This is a genomic window from Nonomuraea sp. PA05 (genome assembly GCF_008086045.1).
Lineage (GTDB): Bacteria > Actinomycetota > Actinomycetes > Streptosporangiales > Streptosporangiaceae > Nonomuraea > Nonomuraea monospora.
Window position 1 is genome coordinate 79,948 of the sequence record NZ_VSEY01000043.1, and the last position, 15,822, is coordinate 95,769.

Genomic DNA, 15,822 nt, shown 5'->3' on the forward strand with positions numbered 1-15,822 from the left:
CACCCCTCCAAGGGGTAAGTAACTTCCTACTTGCTTACTTCACGCGGGGCCGACGCGTCCATATGCACTTGTGACCTGAGTTACCTACCAGTCGGTATGCAGGTACTGCGAAGATGGCGCCGAAGCCGTTCTAGAGGGAGGAAGGCGTCATGCTCAACCTGTCGATCGTCCTGGAGGACAGCGCCAGGAACACCCCGGATGGCACCGCGATCGTCTTCGGCGACATGCGGCTGCCGTTCTCCATGATCGACACCGTAGCGAACCAGGTAGCGAACCTGTTGGTGACACGCGGCATCGGCAAGGGTGACAAGGTCGCGCTGGCCTGCCCCAACTTGCCGTACTTCCCGTTCGTCTATTACGGCATTCTGAAGGCCGGGGCGACGGTGGTGCCGCTCAACGTCCTCCTGCAGCCGCGTGAGATCGCCTACCACCTCGACGACAGCGACGCCAAGGCGCTGTTCTGCTTCGAGGGCACGCCTGAGCTGCCGCTCGGCGAGCGCGGCAAAGCCGGCTTCGAGGCCGCGGAAGGCTGCGAGCACTTCTTTGTGCTGCCCGCCACGCCGCTGGCGACCGAGTCGGAGTACGGCGAGTCGATCTGGGCGGCGCTCGGCGGGATGGCCGGCGAGTTCGAGACCGTGCAGACCGCCCCCGACGACACCGCGGTGATCCTCTACACCTCGGGCACCACCGGCCAGCCCAAGGGCGCCGAGCTGACCCACCAGAACATGCTGATGAACGCCATCATCAGCGACCGCATGTTCCCCCGCACCGAGGGCGGCGACACCTACCTGGCGGTCCTGCCGCTGTTCCACTCCTTCGGCCAGACCACCGTCATGAACACCGGCTTCCTGCGCGGCTCCACGGTCGTGCTGATGCCGCGCTTCGAGCCCGGCGAGGCGCTCGCGCTGATGGCGAAGGAGGGCGTCACGTACTTCGCGGGCGTGCCCACCATGTACTGGGCCATGCTCACGAAGATCCACGCCGAGGGCACGGAGGTGCCGCGCTCGCTGAAGGTGGCCGTCGCGGGCGGCGCGTCCTCGCCGGTCGAGGTGCTCAAGGACTTCGAGCAGACGTTCGGCGTCGGCATCCTGGAGGGGTACGGGCTGTCGGAGACCTCGCCGGTGGCCTGTTTCAACCAGATCGGCCGGCCCGCCAAGCCCGGCACCATCGGCACCCCCATCTGGGGCGTGGAGATGAAGCTGGTCGACGGCGACTGGAAGACGATCGAGGGCGAGGGCCCCGGCGAGATCGCCATCCGCGGCCACAACGTCATGAAGGGCTACTACGGCCGGGCCGAGGCCACGGCCGAGGTGATGAAGGACGGCTGGTTCCGCACCGGTGACATCGCGACGCGGGACGCCGACGGCTACTACGCCATCATCGACCGGGCCAAGGACATGGTCATCCGGGGCGGGTTCAACGTCTACCCGCGCGAGGTCGAAGAGGTCCTCATGACCCACGAGGCCGTGTCGCTGGCCGCCGTCGTCGGCGTCCCGCACGACTCGCACGGCGAGGAGGTCAAGGCGTACGTCATCCGCACGCCGGGCGCCACGATCAGCGAGTCCGAGCTGATCGCGTGGGCCAAGGAGAACCTGGCGGCCTACAAGTACCCGAGGATCGTCGAGTTCCGCGACGCCCTGCCGATGACGGCCACGGGCAAGATCCTCAAGCGCGAGCTGCGCTGACCTGAGCGTCGCCGAAGGCGCGGGCACTCCACCCGCGCCTTCGCCGTTCCCCGGGATGTCCGGCGCTCGCCCGCGTGTCCGCCCCGCTCCCGGAGGTCCGGCGTAAGCCCGCGCGTCCGCCCCGCCTGCGGAGGTCCGGCGTAAGCCCGCGCGTCCCCCCGCCTGCGGAGGTCCGGCGTAGGCGCCGCGCGTCCGCCCTGCTTCCGGAGGTCCTGTGCTCGCTCTCTTCGACCTGGACAACACGCTGGTCGACCGGCTGGCGGCGTTCCGCCGATGGGCCGCCGAGTTCGCCGCCGAGCGGGAGCTGGGGGCGGGGGCCGTGCCGTGGCTGGTGACGGCGGACGCTGACGGGTCGGTGCCGATGGACGTCTTCTTCGCCCGCGTACGTGAGCGTTTCGGGCTGCCCGAGCCCGCAGGGAAGCTGTGGCACGCCTACCGGGCCCGGCTGCCGCACCTGATCACCTGCCGTCCCGAGGTGCTGGACGGCCTGGAGCGGCTGCGGGCGACCGGCTGGACGGTGGGCATCGTGACGAACGGCGCCGCCGACAACCAGACCGGCAAGATCCGGCACAGCGGGCTGGCCACGCGGGTGGACGGGTGGGCGATCTCGGAGGCGGAGGGCGTGCGCAAGCCGGACGCCCGGCTGTTCGAGATCGGCGCCGCGCGGTGCGGGGCGTCGCTGGGCGACGGCGGGTGGATGGTGGGCGACGACGCCGTCAACGACATCGCGGGCGGCAGGGGCGCGGGCCTGCGCACGATCTGGATCGACCGGCACCGCGACCGGAACACGCCCGTCGCCGCCGACCACGTCGTGCGTGACGTCGTCGTCGCCCTCGACCTCCTCGCCGACCTGCGGTGACCCCGGCGAGACGATTTCGAGCTGCACGCTTTCCCACGCTCGGGGTAGCTTGCCGATCATGCGAGATCGACCGGACGACTTCGACGAAGAGCTCCTGCGCCCCGCCCTGCGCGCGTGGGGCATCGAGGCCACGGGCCTGGACTACGCGCCGGTCGGTTTCGGCGACTTCCACTGGACGGCGACCGGCGAGGGCGGACGGCGCTGGTTCGTGACGGTGGCGGACGTGCGGCGGCAGCCGTACGAGGGGCTGCGGCTGGCCATGGAGACGGCGGCGACGCTGCGCGAGGAGGCGGGCCTGGCCTTCGTGCTCGCCCCGCTGCGCGCCGCCGACGGCACCACGCTGCGCCGCCTCGACGGCCACCGGTACGCCATGAGCGTGTTCCCGTACGAGGAGGCCACGGGCGGCGACTTCGGCGACGAGCTGCCGCCCGCCGAGCGCGGCCACGTCATCGACCTGCTGGCGGAGCTGCACGCCACCCCGCCGCCGCTGTCCACGCCCCGGCGCCCGGTGGCGCTGACCGGCCGGGCGGGGCTGGAGCAGGCGCTCGGCGACACGACGCTGCCCTGGCTGGGCGGCCCCTACTCGGAGCCCGCCCAGGACGTGATCGTGCAGTACGCCGGGACGTTGCGGCGCAGGCTGGCGGAGTTCGACCGGCTGGCGGGCAAGCCGGGCGATCCGGTGCTGACGCACGGCGAGCCGCACCCGGGCAACCTCCTGCGGGACGGTGAGCGCAGGCTGCTGATCGACTGGGACACGGTCGGGCTGGCCGTGCCGGAGCGCGACCTGTGGCTGGTGGTCAGGGACGAGGAGGACGTGGCCCGCTACACGAAGGCGACGGGGCGGGCGGTGGATCCCGACCTGCTGGCGCTGTACCGGCTGCGGTGGGCGCTGGACGACGTGGCGGAGTTCGTGGCGTGGTTCCGCTCGCCGCACGGGCGCACGGCGGACGCCGAGCTGTCGTGGGACGCGCTCACCGGCACGCTCGAGGAGCTGGCCGTCTGACCCGAAACTTTCATCGCCGCGACCGCCCTCTGTTCGCCTCTCAGCAGGTCACTGGCCCTCCGCCGCATCCACTCGCACCTGGCATATTGCCATGCCGAAATTTTCTGTGGACACTCGCAATATTTCGGCTGGAGAGCGAGAGGAACTCGATGAAGCTGAAAGCTCGCATAGCAAGCGCCATCATCGCCGCCGCGGCCCTCGTGACAGTCGGCCTGATCACCGCGCCGCCGGCCGCGTCCGCCCAGCTCACCGAGGTGACCGGGTTCGGCACGAACCCGACGAACCTGCGCATGCACCTGTACGTCCCCGACGGCGTCGGCGCCAGGCCCGCCCTGCTCGTGGCCGTGCACTACTGCACCGGCTCGGGCCCGGCGTTCTACTCCGGCACCGAGTTCGCCTCGCTGGCCGACCGGCACAGGTTCATCGTCGTCTACCCGTCGGCCACCAGGAGCGGCTCCTGCTTCGACGTCTCCTCGTCGCAGTCGCTCACGCACAACGGCGGCAGCGACCCGGTGGGCATCGTCTCCATGGTCAGGTACGTGCAGCAGCGCTACAACGCCGACCCCGAACGCACGTACGTGACCGGCGCCTCCTCCGGCGGCATGATGACGAACGTGCTGATCGGCGCGTACCCGGACGTGTTCAAGGCGGGCGCGTCGTTCATGGGCGTGCCGTTCGGCTGCTTCGCCACCACCGACGGGTCGAGCTGGAACAGCACCTGCGCCAACGGCCAGCTCATCAAGACCGCGCAGCAGTGGGGCGACCAGGTGCGCGCGGCGTACCCGGGCTACAGCGGGGCGCGCCCGCGCATGCAGATCTGGCACGGCACCGAGGACGCCACGCTGCGCTACCCGAACTTCCAGGAGCAGATCAAGCAGTGGACCAACGTCCACGGCCTGAGCCAGACGCCCAGCCTCACCGACCAGCCGCGCTCCGGCTGGACCAGGACCCGCTACGGCGGCACGGGCACGAAGGCGCCGGTGGAGGCGATCAGTCTGCAGGGCGTGGGCCACAGCCTGCCGCAGAGCGGGATGGCGGCGATGGTGATCGACTTCTTCGGCCTGTCGGAGGGCGGCACCGACCCGACCCCCACGATCACGCCGACGGTGACTCCTCCGGCCGGGGCCTGCCGGGTCACGTACACGATGAACACGTGGAACACCGGCTTCACGGCCGCGGTCACGATCGCGAACACGAGCACGACCGCGCTTTCCTCGTGGAGCCTGGCCTTCGCCCTGCCCGCCGGCCAGAGCGTCACCTCCGCCTGGAACGCCTCGGTCTCGCCCAGCAGCGGCCAGGTGACGGCCAGGAACGTCTCCTACAACGGCGCCATCGCGCCGGGAGCGTCGGCCTCGTTCGGCTTCCAGGCCACGCACGGCGGCAACACCGGCAAGCCGCCCGCCTTCACCCTGAACGGCACGGCCTGCACCTCCTGAGATCTCCTGATTCCTCCCCGGCCGACCGGCCAGCGGTAATTGCGGGGCCGCCACCGGCCGGCCGGGGAGCTTGGAAAGGGCTTCACCTTTACCGTTCAGCCGCTTGCCCCAAAGCCAACTGTAGCCATACGGTCACTTTAAGCAGTTGGACGAGGGGAAGGAGAGCACACGTGGGCAGGCACGCGAAGCCCCACAACCTCAAGGAGCAGGAATCGCAGGAGGATTCCGGCGCCGAGGAGCAGCATCCCAGCAAAGGGCGGCACGCCAGGGACCGGCAGCTCTGCACCGGGAAATCCAGCGAACAGGCGGCTCCGCAGAGCTGACGTGAGGAGAGACCGGCGCCGGCGAACCGGGCCCGGTCACCCCTCATCCTCATCGGCGACGTCGGCGACGTCGGCGGCGAACCGGTCCCACGCCGCCTGACGCGACACCCCCAGAGCCCGGCCGATCCTGGCCCACGTCACCCCGCGATCACGCAGCAGCCGCACCCACGCCCGCAGGTCGCGTTCGGCCTGCTCCACCGTGAGGACCTGGCGGGGCAGCATGGCCAGCATGTCCTCGTCGGACATGGTGACCAGATACTCGTCGGTGCGGGGGTCGGGGCCACGGTGCACCTGCTCGGGCCCGCCGTCCCGCGGGGGCGGGGAGCCGGCGATGACGTGGTTGCACAACTCCACGCAGGCTTCGCAGATGTAGACGCCGGGCCCCGCGACCACCCTGCCGGCCTCGGCATAGGGCTTGCCGCAGAACGAGCAACGGGTCGCCAGGCCGTCGGCCGAGCCCACGGGACGGGTACGTCTGCTGCGCGTCACCCGCCGATCATCCCACCGCCCTCCCGCACCCCTCGAACGGAGCTGAGGGTGGGCTCCCCGGCGCCCACCCCGCACCCGGCACAGGTCAGGGCCAGTCGACGCCGGGCCGCAGTGCGACGCCCGCGCGGCCGTCCGCGTCGAGCTTGACGCCGAGCACCTGGTGAAGCTGGACCTTGTTGCGCTCGAAGCCCACGATGCAGCCGGCCATGTACAGCGCCCATACCCGGGCCGTCCCCATGCCGACCTCCTGCACCGCGTCCTCCCAGTTGGCGTCGAGGTTGTCGCACCAGTGACGCAGGGTCTTCGCGTAGTGCTCGCGCAGGTTCTCCTCGTGGCGGATCTCGAAGCCGGTGTCCTCCATCTGCCGGATCAGCCAGCCCACCGACTCCAGCTCGCCGTCGGGGAAGACGTAGCGGTTGATGAAACCGCCCTTGTTGAACGTCTTCTCCTTGCCGGTCGGCCGGGTGATGCAGTGGTTGAGCATCCGCCCGCCCGGCTTGAGCTTGCCGTACAGGAACTCGAAGTACGCCGGCACGTTGGTCTTGCCGATGTGCTCGGTCAGGCCGATCGAGCTGACCGCGTCGAAGCCGGACTCCTGGACGTCGCGGTAGTCCATGAAGCGGACCTCCGCCAGGTCCTGCAGACCGGCGTCGGCGATGGCCTTCTGCGCGTACTCGGCCTGCTGGCGGCTGAGCGTGACGCCGAGGGCCTTGACGCCGTACTCCTTGGCCGCGTGCATGACCATGCCGCCCCAGCCGCAGCCGACGTCGAGCAGGCGCATGCCGGGCTTGAGGTCGAGCTTGCGCGCCACCAGGTCGAACTTGGCGTACTGGGCCTCCTCCAGCGTGGACTCCTCCGTCGGGAAGCAGGCGCACGTGTAGGCCATGGACGGGCCGAGCACCCACTCGTAGAACCGGTTGGAGACGTCGTAGTGGTGGTGGATGGCCTCCGCGTCACGCTGCTTGGCGTGGCGGGATCCGAGCCTGGCCAGCGCGCTCTGGCGCATCTCCTGCGGGGGCGGCGGCACGCGCATGAGCAGCGGCTTGACGCCCAGGGCGCGGACGGCGTCGAGCTTCTCGGAGGTGGTCAGGTCGTTGGTGGTGATGTTCCACATGCGGTCCAGCAGCGAGTACATGTCGCCGTGGACGTCGATGTGGCCGGAGATGTACGCCCTGGCCAGGCCGAGCTCTCCGGGCGCCTGGGCCAGGTAGGCCACGGCGATCGGGGATTTGACCTCGATGGCCAGGTCGGCGCCGTCCGGCCCGGCCTTGCTGCCGTCGTACGCCATGAACGCGATGTTCGAGTTCGAGCCGACGATCTTCTCAAAGATGGATGCGAGAGCCATCTGCTTGCTCACCTTCCCCGTACACACTTTTCGTACAGGTCCAGCAGGCGCCCATTCGGGTCGTATTCCCGCTTGACCGGCCAGTAGGCATCGCCGTTGTACAGCTGCCAGAACTGCTCACGGGCGTAGAAGGAGGTCGAGTAGAGCGACTTGTGACCGTCGAGATCGTGGACGGCACGCTCGATCAGCCGGTTGTAGTAACCGTCGAACTGCCCCCGTGGCAGCGGCACCATTCCCCAGAAACCGAAGTTGACATAGAGCTTGCCCGGCTCGAGCGGGTAGATCGGCCAGCGGGTGCTCGCCCGCAGCGGACACATCCACACCGGGGTCATGCCCACCTTGTCGTGGAAGAACTCCAGGAACTCCGCGCCGCGCTCGACCGGCGTCTCGACGTCCTGGATGACCGACTCGCTCACGGGCAGGCCGCGCCACCGGTCGACGCGGGCGGTCACGCCGTGCTTGCGGTCGAGCGCGACCAGCCGCCGGTAGACGTCGGAGCGCATCCAGCGGCGCGGCATGAGCGAGCGGACGACGGGCTGCTGCACGCCGAAGGCGCGCGAGCACCAGAACCAGTCGGTGTCCCAGCGCCACAAATAGTCGCGGACCGTCAGCCAGTCGCGGCTGCGCTGCCTGATCGACTGGTAGTAGACGCGCATCCCCGTGTAGTCGGAGATGTAGGGCGCGCGGTCGGCGAAGCGGCCCAGCGTGAGGTACATCTCGCCGGGGGCGAAGAACACGCCGTCCACGAAGTCGACGGGGTCGCCGTCGTAGACCATGCTGTCGCAGATCTCCTGCATGGCCAGCATGCACTTGCCCGCGTCGGTGAACTTGACGTGGGTGAGGTGCACGTACGGCTGGACCTTGCGCAGTTTGATCCTGATGCGCAGCGCGTAGCCGAGCGTGCCGTAGGAGTTGGGGAAGGCGCGGAACAGGTCGCGGTGCTCGTTGTCGTCGCGGGCCACGACGATGCGCCCGTCGCCGGTGAGGATCTCCAATTCCTCGACCGACTCGTGCGGCAGGCCGTCCCTGAAGCTGGAGGACTCGATGCCGAGCCCGGTCACGGCGCCGCCCAGCGTGATGGTCTTGAGCTGCGGCACCACATACGGCATGAGCCCGTACGGCAGGGTGGCGTCCACCAGGTGCTCGTACGTGGTCATGCCCTGGACCTCGGCGGTCATGGTCTCGGGATCGACGCTGATGACCTCGTCGAGGTCTCTGGCCGAGAGCTTGGCCGTCTTGCCGCCGTCGCGGAACCGGAAGAGGTTGGACGTGGCCTTGGCCAGCCTGGGCGCGGCGTCGCCGGGGATCTCGGCGTACGACTGCCGGATCTGCTCTACTGCCCGCCGGTGTGTCGACATCGTCGTCGTCACGAAAGCACCCCCTTGAGCTGGTAGAGATCGTCCGTAAGACCGTATCTCCCATGGGCGACCTCGAACAGACCGGGGTCGTTAAAGACACGAAAACTGTTCATCGTGCCAGGTGGATCGCCTACGCGATAGGCGATTGCGTAAACTTCCTGGAGATCTTGGGCGATATGCCATTGACGACCCCCGTCACCTCACGGCCCTCGACGGCCGCGGCGAGGTTGTCGAGCACGGCCGTGACCAGGCGTCCGGTGGACTCAGGCGTGACGCCGGCGACGTGCGGGGAGAGCAGCACGTCCGGCAGGTCGCGCAGCGGGTCGGCGGCCGGGAGCGGCTCGGTGTCGAAGACGTCCAGCGCGGCGCCGCCGAGGTGGCCGGAGCGCAGCGCCTCGACGAGCGCGTCCTGATCGACCACGCCGCCACGGGCCGCGTTGACGAGCAGGGCGCCCTGCTTCATGCGGCGGGGATCGACGAGGCCGCGCGTCTCGCCGGACAGGGCGATGACCACGACCACGACGTCACTGCCGGACACGAGCGCGTCGAGGTCCTGGTAGCCGGGGTCCTCGCGGGGCGTGCGGGTCCAGTAGGTCACCTCGCAGCCGAGCGCGCGCAGCAGGTCCGCGCACATGGCGCCGATGGGGCCGTAGCCGATCACGCCGGCGCGCTTGCCGCGCAGCTCGCGCGGCAGCAGGCCCTGCTGGGGCCACTTGCCGGCGCGTACGGCGGCGTCGGCCTCGGCCAGCTTGCGCGACAGCGACAGGGTGGCGGCCAGGCACCACTCGGAGACGGCGGCGGCGCTGACGCCCGGCGTGTTGGCCAGCGGCACCCCGGCCGCGGCCAGGGCGGCGAGGTCGTGGCCGTCCACGCCGACGGACGGCTGCTGGACGAACGCCAGCCGGGGCGCCGCCGCGACCGCTTCCGCGTCCATGACGAGGGCGCCCGTCCAGTCGCCGAGCACGATCTCCGCGCCGGGCAGCGCCGCGAGCAGCGCGTCCCTGTCGCGGGAGGCGGGCACGCGCAGCGTCACCCGGTCGCCGAGCGGGGCGAGCAGGCCGCGCATGGCCTGCTCGGGGAGCGGCGGGAGGGCGAGCAGGTTCCAGGGGCTCATGCCCCCACAGTAAAGCTGTTGATCACCTGCCGCATCAGTGCCCTGTTGCGCTGCCACTGCTCCTCGGTGACGGTCCACGACAGCACGTACGCGGTGTCGCCGATCGACAGGGCGCGGCGGATCTCGTGGTAGCGGGTGCCCGGCCGGACCCAGCGGGCGTCGTTCACCTCGCCGGCCGTCCAGGAGAACTCCCACTGCACGGCCTTGACGCCCTGGTGGGTGACCACCCTGCGGCCGCGGTTGACCACGTCGGCCGCGTTCTGCTGGAGCGCCTCCTGGCCGTCGCGGATGATCTGGCTCGGGTCGAGGTTGGCGTAGACGGCCTCGACGCCGAGGTGGGCGTCGCCGTCCCTGCGGGTCCACTCGGTGTACGCCTCGCCGAGCGCGCCGCGCCAGCCGGTGGGCCGCAGGATCGACCAGCCGTCCCGCGACTTCCAGGCCCGCACGACCGGCGCCCTTCTGGTGACGCTGGGCGTCGGCGTGGCCTCCGTGGCGCTGGGCGTCGGCGCCGTGCTGGGCGTGATGGGATGGGTCGCGGCGGCCGGCTGCGTGGTGGCGCGCGGCGCGCCCTCGGCGGGCGTGGCGGTCCTGAAGTACGCGACCGCGCCGCCCGTGAGCACCAGCACCACCGTGGCGGCGGCGGCGAGCAGCGCCCGCCCCGGGCCCTGGCCCTTGCCCTTCTTCTTCTCCGGGACGTCCAGGTCCTGGGTGGGCGGCCGGGTGGCGATGATGGCCGCGAGCAGCCGGTCGGCCTCCTCGGCGTCCACGCGGTCCTGGGGCTCCTTCTTGAGCAGACCCTTCAGGACCGGATGCATGGCCGGCGGGATCCGGCGGTAGTCCGGCTCCTCGGTGAGCAGCGCGTTGAGCGTGGCCATGGGGTCGCCGCGGTCGAACGGCGAGCGGCCGACCATGCACGCGTACAGGGTGGCGCCCAGCGACCAGAGGTCGGAGGGCGGCCCCGCGTTCTCGGCGCGCACTCGTTCTGGCGCCAGGAAGCTGGGCGAGCCGGTCACCATGCCGGTCCTGGTCAGCGAGGCGTCACCTTCGACGGTGGCGATGCCGAAGTCCATGAGCACGGCCCTGCCGTCCTCCGACAGCAGGATGTTGCTCGGCTTCACGTCGCGGTGCAGGATGCCCGCGGCGTGCGCGGTCCGCAGCGCGGACAGCACCTGCCTGCCCACGTCCGCCGCCTCGCGCACCGGGAGCGCGCCCGTGGTGAGCACGACCTGCTCGACCGTCGGATGGCTGACCAGCTCCATCACGATCCACGGCCGGCCGTCCTCCTCGATCACGTCGTACACGGCGACGACCGATGGATGGTTGAGCTTGGCCGCCGTACGAGCCTCGCGGGCGGTTCTCAAGAGCTGGCGCTCCTGATCTCCCGGCGACAGCGTGTCCGGCAGCAGCACCTCCTTGATGGCCACCTGCCGGTTCAGCAGTGTGTCGTGGCCTTGCCAGACCACGCCCATCCCCCCGCGGCCCAGTTCGCGCAGTAACTGGTAGCGCCCTGCCACGAGCTGGTTGCTATCCGAAACCATTTCCTACCCCTGTTGACCACCCGACAGTGGGCAAGTTTCCCATACCTCCCAGTTCTTCGCCGGAAGGTCGGAAAGGCCGCTTGCACCAGATCACCGAATGTTGTTCTACTGGGGCAGGGTCCACAGCAAGGAGAGGTCGATGACTGAGGTTCGCCGGGGTCCACTGTCCGGAGTGCGCGTGCTGGAGCTCGCCGGGCTCGCCCCTGGGCCGTTCGCGGGGATGATGCTAGCCGATCACGGCGCGGAAGTCCTGCGTATCGACCGGGTCAAGGCGGTCTCCGACCGCCCGCGCACCGACGTCATGGATCGCGGCAAGCAGACGATCGGGCTCGACCTGAAGGCGCCGGAGGGCGTGGCCGCGTTCAAGGAGCTGGTCCGGCACGCCGACGTGGTGATCGAGGTGTTCCGTCCGGGGGTGGCCGAGCGGCTCGGCATCGGCCCCGAGGACCTGCACGCGATCAACGAGCGGCTCGTCTACGGCCGCATGACGGGCTGGGGCCAGGACGGGCCGCTGGCGCCGACCGCCGGGCACGACATCGACTACATCGCCGTCTCCGGCGTGCTGTCGATGCTGGGCCGCGAGGGCGGCAAGCCGACGCCGCCGATCAACATCCTGGGCGACTTCGCCGGCGGCGGGCTGATGCTCGCGTACGGGGTGCTGCTGGCGCTGTACGAGCGGGAGCGCACCGGCCTGGGCCGGGTGATCGACGCGGCCATGGTGGACGGGGCCGCGGTGCTGTTCTCGATGTTCTACCAGGGCGTGCAGAGCGGGTTCTGGGGACCTCGCGGGACGAACCTGCTCGACACCGGCGCCCCGCAGTACGACACCTACGAGACGGCCGACGGCGAGCACATGGCCGTCGGCTCGCTGGAGCCGCAGTTCTGGGAGGCCATGGTCACCCTGATGGGCCTGACCGACCTGCCCGACAGGAACGACAAGGCCCAGTGGCCGGCGCTCAGGGCGCGGCTGGCCGAGGAGTTCAAGAAGAAGACCCGCGCCGAGTGGGAGGCCCTCTTCGACGGGTCCGACGCCTGCGTCTCGCCCGTGCTGTCGATGGCCGAGGCGCCGCAACACCCGCACAACGTCGCCCGTGGCTCCTTCGTCAAGGTCGGCGGCGTCACCCATCCCGCTCCGGCGCCGCGCCTGCTCGGCGTGCCGGCGCAGGACCTCTCCCCCGCCACCCGCCTGGCCGACCTGTCCGGCTGGGGTCTCAACCAGGAGGAGGCGGACAAGCTACGTAGCCAAGGGGTACTCGCATGATCGACTTACTCGACTTACTCGATGGCGACCTGTACGCCGGTGATCCCTCCCCCGTCTACGCCTGGCTCCGCGAGCACGCACCCGTCTACCGCGACGAGCCCAACGGCCTGTGGGGCGTCTCCCGCCACGCCGACATCTCGGCCATCGAACGCGACCCGCGCCTGTGGACCAGCACCGTCGGCTACCGCCCCCAGCTCCCCTCGGAACCGTCCATGATCGGCCTGGACGACCCCGAGCACGCCGAGCGCCGCCGCCTCGTCTACCGCCGCTTCACCCCCCGCCACGTGCACGCCCGCTACGCCGACAGGGTCCGCGAGGTCGTCGTCGAGCTGATCACCGGCGCGCTGGCGCGGGGCACGGTGGACGCGGTGAGCGAGCTGGCCGCGCCGCTGCCCGCCCGCATGATCGGCTGGCTGCTCGGCTTCCCCGACGAGGACTGGCCGCGGCTCAAGCACTGGTCAGAGACCACGATCGTGGCCGGCGGCGGGCTGCGCTACGTCACCCACGAGGCCGCCGTGGCCGCCGGCGAGTACGGCCAGGCCGTGCTGGAGCTGGCCGCCGAGCGGCGCGCCAGCCCGCGCGACGACCTGCTGTCCTTGTGGTGCGCCACCCCGGGCTACGACGACGAGTGCCTGGCCAACGACGCGCTGCTGCTGCTCGACGGCGGCGCCGAGACCACCAGGACGGTCATCGCCACCGCCATCGACGCCCTCATCCGCCATCCCGATCAGTGGCGGCTGCTGCGCGCGGACCGGGAGCTGATGGAGGGAGCGGTCGAGGAGTTCATCCGGTGGACCACGCCGGTGCTCAACATGTGCCGGGCCGCCACCCGCGACACCACGCTGCACGGTCAGGAGATCGGCGCCGGCCAGCAGGTGCTGCTCATGTACGGGTCGGCGAACCGGGACCCGGAGGTGTTCACCGACCCGGACGTCTTCGACGTGACCAGGAAGCCCGGCGGGCACATCGCGTTCGGCCTGGGCACGCACTTCTGCCTGGGCGCGGCGCTGGCCAGGCTGGAGCTGCGGATCTTCTTCGAGGAGTGGCTCGACCGGGTGGGGTCGGCCGAGTGGGCCGACGCCGAGGGGCCGCGCATCCTGCCCAACGCCTTCGTCAGGGGCGTGACGTCGTTTCCCGTGGTGCTGCGTAGTCCTTGAGCGCGACCGAGTCGTGCAGCCGCGCCCCGTTGCCGCCCGCCTTGAGCACGGCCCTGGTCAGGCCGACGGGCAGCCGGTTCAGCAGCCGCACGCCCTGCTTCAGCGCCCACAGGTCGAAGCGGCTGCCCGGCACGATCCGCCTGGCCGCGCTGATCGCGAACGTGCGGCTGCGGCGCACGTACTCGCCGATCTCCGCCTCGTAGGCGGGGAAGGCGCGCGTGTGGTCGCCGCCGTGCGCGGCCAGCTCGCCCGCCAGCACGTACGCGCCCACGACCGCCAGGCTCGTGCTGCCTCCGACGGCCGGCCCCGGGCAGTAGCCCGCGTCGCCCACGAGCGTCACCCGGCCGCGTGACCAGGTGTCGAGGCGGAGCTGGGTGATCGAGTCGAAGTAGAACGCCGGCGTGCGCTCCAGCTCCGCCAGGATCCTCGGCACCAGCCCGCCCACGCCGGCGAAACGCTCGCGCAGCAGCTCCTTCTGCCGGGCGACGTCCCTGTGGTGGTAGTCGAGCGGCTCCGGCGTCCTGAAGAAGAACCCGGCGCGCGCGTCACCCAGGTGCGCCGCCCCGTACATGGCGGCCATCCAGCCGACGCCCGCGGCGCCCTGCATGTGGTTGTCCAGCTCCAGGAAGTTGGGCACCGACAGGACCGCGAGGTAGGCGCCGACCCAGTGCGTGAACCGCGACTCGGGCCCGAAGGCCAGGCGGCGCACGTTGGAGTGCAGGCCGTCGGCCCCGATCACCAGGTCGTACCGGCCGGGCTCGCCGCGCTCGAAGGTGACCTCGCCGTCCTCGGAGATCGAGGTGATCGAGTCGTCGAAGACGTACTCGGCGTCGTGGCGGGTGGCCTCGTAGAAGATCTCGCTCAGGTCGTCGCGCATGATCTCGGCGTGCCGGTCGGAGATGACGCCGAGGACGCGCCGCAGCTCCAGGTCCACGCGCGCGCCGTCCTCCGTGTGCAGGGTGAGGTGCTCGGTGCCGGTCTTGCGCGCCACGACCTGATCGACCACGCCCATCCGCTCGGCGATGTCCATGGCGGGCCTGAACAGGTCGACGGCGTGGCCGCCCGCCTTGCGCAGCGCGGGGGCCCGCTCGACGACGGTGACGGTGAAGCCGTACCTGGTCAGCCAGTACGCCAGCACCGGCCCCGCGATGCTCGCACCCGAGATGAGAACCCGCATGACGCCTCCTTACCTATCGTTAAGTAAGTACGCTAGCACGCCGTCTTACTTAACGGTAGGTAAGGACTATTCTCGGATCATGCCCAGTGACACCAGAACCCGCATCCAGGCGGTGGCCCGCGAGCTGTTCGTGCAGCAGGGCATCCAGAACACCAGCCTGCGGCAGATCTCCGAGCGGCTGGGCATCACCAAGCCCGCGCTCTACTACCACTTCTCCTCACGCGACGACCTGGTGCGCAGCATCGTGGAGCCGCTGGTCGAGGACATCGAGGCGTTCCTGCGCGGCCGGGCGCCGGGGGGCGAGCCGCGTGCGCTGCTCGACGACTACTTCGAGCTGATCTGGCGGCACCGCGAAGTCATCGTGATGATGGTGCGCGATCTGACCACACTCGGCCATCTCGACCTGGGCACGCGCATGTTCGAGTGGCGGCGGGAGCTGGTCGCCCGGCTGCTCGGGCCGGAGCTGACGACCGCGCAGCAGATCCGCGCGACGGTGGCGCTCGGCGGCATGTCCGACTGCGCGGTGGAGTTCGCGCACCTGCCGCTGGAGGAGGTCAAGCCGACGGCCGTCGAGGCGGCGGCCGTCGTGCTCGGACTGTGACTAGACCGCGATGTACAGGTCCACCCCGTCGGGGTGGTGCACCTCAAGATCCGTCGTGAAGGCACGCGGTGGCGTGCCGCCCGACTCGGTGTGCTTCCACACCGTCTGCCACGACTCGACCAGCGCCTGCGGCAGCGGGCCGCGTGCCTCCAGCCGTAGCGCCTGACCGGCGGGAACGCGTACGGCCACCATGCCCTCCGGCAGCCGCGGCACCGTGCGCACACCCGTGCCGACGATCTGCGTGAAGGCCCCGTGATGGTCGCTCTCGTAGTCGGTGAGCACCGCGTACAGGTTCTCGTCCACGCGGCCGGGCACGTGCGCGAAGGCGCCGGGCGCCCCGGCCCGCTGCCACAGAGCGGGCAGTTTGGCCCGCGCCGGATCCATCTCGTCGGCGTTGGTGGTGCGTACGGCGAAACCGACAACCACCAGTTCGGCCCGTTCGGTGACGTTCACAGACCCTCCCTCCCCCAAAAGTG

The 15,822-nt window shown here is 70.5% G+C and carries 15 protein-coding genes; 8 read left to right on the forward strand and 7 right to left on the reverse strand.

Annotated elements, in window-relative coordinates; translation table 11 throughout:
- Positions 1-149: 149 nt before the first annotated feature.
- The 5 genes from FXF51_RS47410 to FXF51_RS61360 all read left to right on the forward strand — a co-directional run bounded on the left by FXF51_RS47410 (position 150) and on the right by FXF51_RS61360 (position 5,306).
- The gene (locus FXF51_RS47410) at positions 150-1,685 is read left to right on the forward strand and encodes a long-chain-fatty-acid--CoA ligase (protein ID WP_148441395.1); all 1,536 of its coding nucleotides are present in this window, start codon (positions 150-152) and stop codon (positions 1,683-1,685) included.
- A gap of 214 nt (positions 1,686-1,899) precedes the next feature.
- Entirely contained in the window at positions 1,900-2,544 is a 645-nt protein-coding gene (locus tag FXF51_RS47415; RefSeq protein WP_148441396.1) for an HAD family hydrolase, read from the forward strand.
- A 58-nt stretch (positions 2,545-2,602) separates the two neighbouring features.
- The gene (locus FXF51_RS47420) at positions 2,603-3,547 is read left to right on the forward strand and encodes an aminoglycoside phosphotransferase family protein (RefSeq protein ID WP_187414972.1); all 945 of its coding nucleotides are present in this window, start codon (positions 2,603-2,605) and stop codon (positions 3,545-3,547) included.
- A 149-nt stretch (positions 3,548-3,696) separates the two neighbouring features.
- Positions 3,697-4,983: a PHB depolymerase family esterase gene (locus FXF51_RS47425; RefSeq protein ID WP_148441397.1), complete on the forward strand. Its 1,287-nt coding sequence runs from the start codon at positions 3,697-3,699 to the stop codon at positions 4,981-4,983.
- A 170-nt stretch (positions 4,984-5,153) separates the two neighbouring features.
- Positions 5,154-5,306, forward strand: a complete 153-nt coding sequence (locus FXF51_RS61360) for a hypothetical protein (protein WP_187414973.1) — start codon at positions 5,154-5,156, stop codon at positions 5,304-5,306.
- A 36-nt stretch (positions 5,307-5,342) separates the two neighbouring features.
- On the opposite strand, the gene FXF51_RS47430 is transcribed toward FXF51_RS61360, so the two are convergent.
- The 5 genes from FXF51_RS47430 to FXF51_RS62210 form a co-directional block, all read right to left on the reverse strand.
- Positions 5,343-5,795: a ClpX C4-type zinc finger protein gene (locus FXF51_RS47430; RefSeq protein WP_262380316.1), complete on the reverse strand. Its 453-nt coding sequence runs from the start codon at positions 5,793-5,795 to the stop codon at positions 5,343-5,345.
- A gap of 85 nt (positions 5,796-5,880) precedes the next feature.
- Positions 5,881-7,140 carry a class I SAM-dependent methyltransferase gene (locus FXF51_RS47435; protein WP_148441398.1) on the reverse strand — a complete coding sequence of 420 codons (1,260 nt, stop codon included), beginning with the start codon at positions 7,138-7,140 and terminating at the stop codon, positions 5,881-5,883.
- Positions 7,141-7,148: 8 nt separating this feature from the next.
- The gene (locus FXF51_RS47440; RefSeq protein ID WP_148441432.1) at positions 7,149-8,498 is read right to left on the reverse strand and encodes an FAD-binding oxidoreductase; all 1,350 of its coding nucleotides are present in this window, start codon (positions 8,496-8,498) and stop codon (positions 7,149-7,151) included.
- 130 nt (positions 8,499-8,628) lie between these two features.
- Positions 8,629-9,612 carry an NAD(P)-dependent oxidoreductase gene (locus FXF51_RS47445; protein WP_148441399.1) on the reverse strand — a complete coding sequence of 328 codons (984 nt, stop codon included), beginning with the start codon at positions 9,610-9,612 and terminating at the stop codon, positions 8,629-8,631.
- Complete coding sequence (locus tag FXF51_RS62210; protein ID WP_262380317.1) at positions 9,609-11,126, reverse strand: serine/threonine-protein kinase; 1,518 nt, start codon at positions 11,124-11,126, stop codon at positions 9,609-9,611. The genes FXF51_RS47445 and FXF51_RS62210 overlap by 4 nt, the downstream gene beginning before the upstream one ends.
- Before the next feature lie 163 nt (positions 11,127-11,289).
- On the opposite strand from FXF51_RS62210, the gene FXF51_RS47455 reads away from it, so the two are divergent.
- Entirely contained in the window at positions 11,290-12,411 is a 1,122-nt protein-coding gene (locus FXF51_RS47455) for a CaiB/BaiF CoA transferase family protein (RefSeq protein ID WP_148441401.1), read from the forward strand.
- A complete protein-coding gene (locus FXF51_RS47460) occupies positions 12,408-13,568 on the forward strand; it encodes a cytochrome P450 (RefSeq protein ID WP_148441402.1) in 1,161 nt (386 codons plus the stop codon). The genes FXF51_RS47455 and FXF51_RS47460 overlap by 4 nt, the downstream gene beginning before the upstream one ends.
- On the opposite strand, the gene FXF51_RS47465 is transcribed toward FXF51_RS47460, so the two are convergent.
- The gene (locus FXF51_RS47465; protein WP_148441403.1) at positions 13,525-14,745 is read right to left on the reverse strand and encodes an FAD-dependent monooxygenase; all 1,221 of its coding nucleotides are present in this window, start codon (positions 14,743-14,745) and stop codon (positions 13,525-13,527) included. The genes FXF51_RS47460 and FXF51_RS47465 overlap by 44 nt on opposite strands.
- A gap of 79 nt (positions 14,746-14,824) precedes the next feature.
- Here FXF51_RS47465 and FXF51_RS47470 point away from each other — a divergent pair, with 79 nt between their 5' ends.
- On the forward strand, positions 14,825-15,346 hold the full coding sequence (locus FXF51_RS47470; protein ID WP_148441404.1) for a TetR/AcrR family transcriptional regulator: 522 nt from the start codon (positions 14,825-14,827) through the stop codon (positions 15,344-15,346).
- Here FXF51_RS47470 and FXF51_RS47475 read toward each other — a convergent pair whose 3' ends face one another.
- Positions 15,347-15,799 carry a GyrI-like domain-containing protein gene (locus FXF51_RS47475; RefSeq protein ID WP_148441405.1) on the reverse strand — a complete coding sequence of 151 codons (453 nt, stop codon included), beginning with the start codon at positions 15,797-15,799 and terminating at the stop codon, positions 15,347-15,349. It lies immediately after the preceding gene.
- Positions 15,800-15,822 lie beyond the last annotated feature (23 nt).

Excerpts from the sequence above, each read along its gene's own strand:
- FXF51_RS47460 (WP_148441402.1), top strand. The coding sequence starts at position 12,408 with ATGATCGACTTACTCGACTTACTCGATGGCGACCTGTACGCCGGTGAT.
- FXF51_RS47445 (WP_148441399.1), bottom strand. The coding sequence starts at position 9,612 with ATGAGCCCCTGGAACCTGCTCGCCCTCCCGCCGCTCCCCGAGCAGGCC.
- FXF51_RS47455 (WP_148441401.1), top strand. The coding sequence starts at position 11,290 with ATGACTGAGGTTCGCCGGGGTCCACTGTCCGGAGTGCGCGTGCTGGAG.
- FXF51_RS47435 (WP_148441398.1), bottom strand. The coding sequence starts at position 7,140 with ATGGCTCTCGCATCCATCTTTGAGAAGATCGTCGGCTCGAACTCGAAC.
- FXF51_RS47470 (WP_148441404.1), top strand. The coding sequence starts at position 14,825 with ATGCCCAGTGACACCAGAACCCGCATCCAGGCGGTGGCCCGCGAGCTG.
- FXF51_RS47425 (WP_148441397.1), top strand. The coding sequence starts at position 3,697 with ATGAAGCTGAAAGCTCGCATAGCAAGCGCCATCATCGCCGCCGCGGCC.
- FXF51_RS47465 (WP_148441403.1), bottom strand. The coding sequence starts at position 14,745 with ATGCGGGTTCTCATCTCGGGTGCGAGCATCGCGGGGCCGGTGCTGGCG.
- FXF51_RS47440 (WP_148441432.1), bottom strand. The coding sequence starts at position 8,498 with ATGTCGACACACCGGCGGGCAGTAGAGCAGATCCGGCAGTCGTACGCC.
- FXF51_RS47420 (WP_187414972.1), top strand. The coding sequence starts at position 2,603 with ATGCGAGATCGACCGGACGACTTCGACGAAGAGCTCCTGCGCCCCGCC.
- FXF51_RS47410 (WP_148441395.1), top strand. The coding sequence starts at position 150 with ATGCTCAACCTGTCGATCGTCCTGGAGGACAGCGCCAGGAACACCCCG.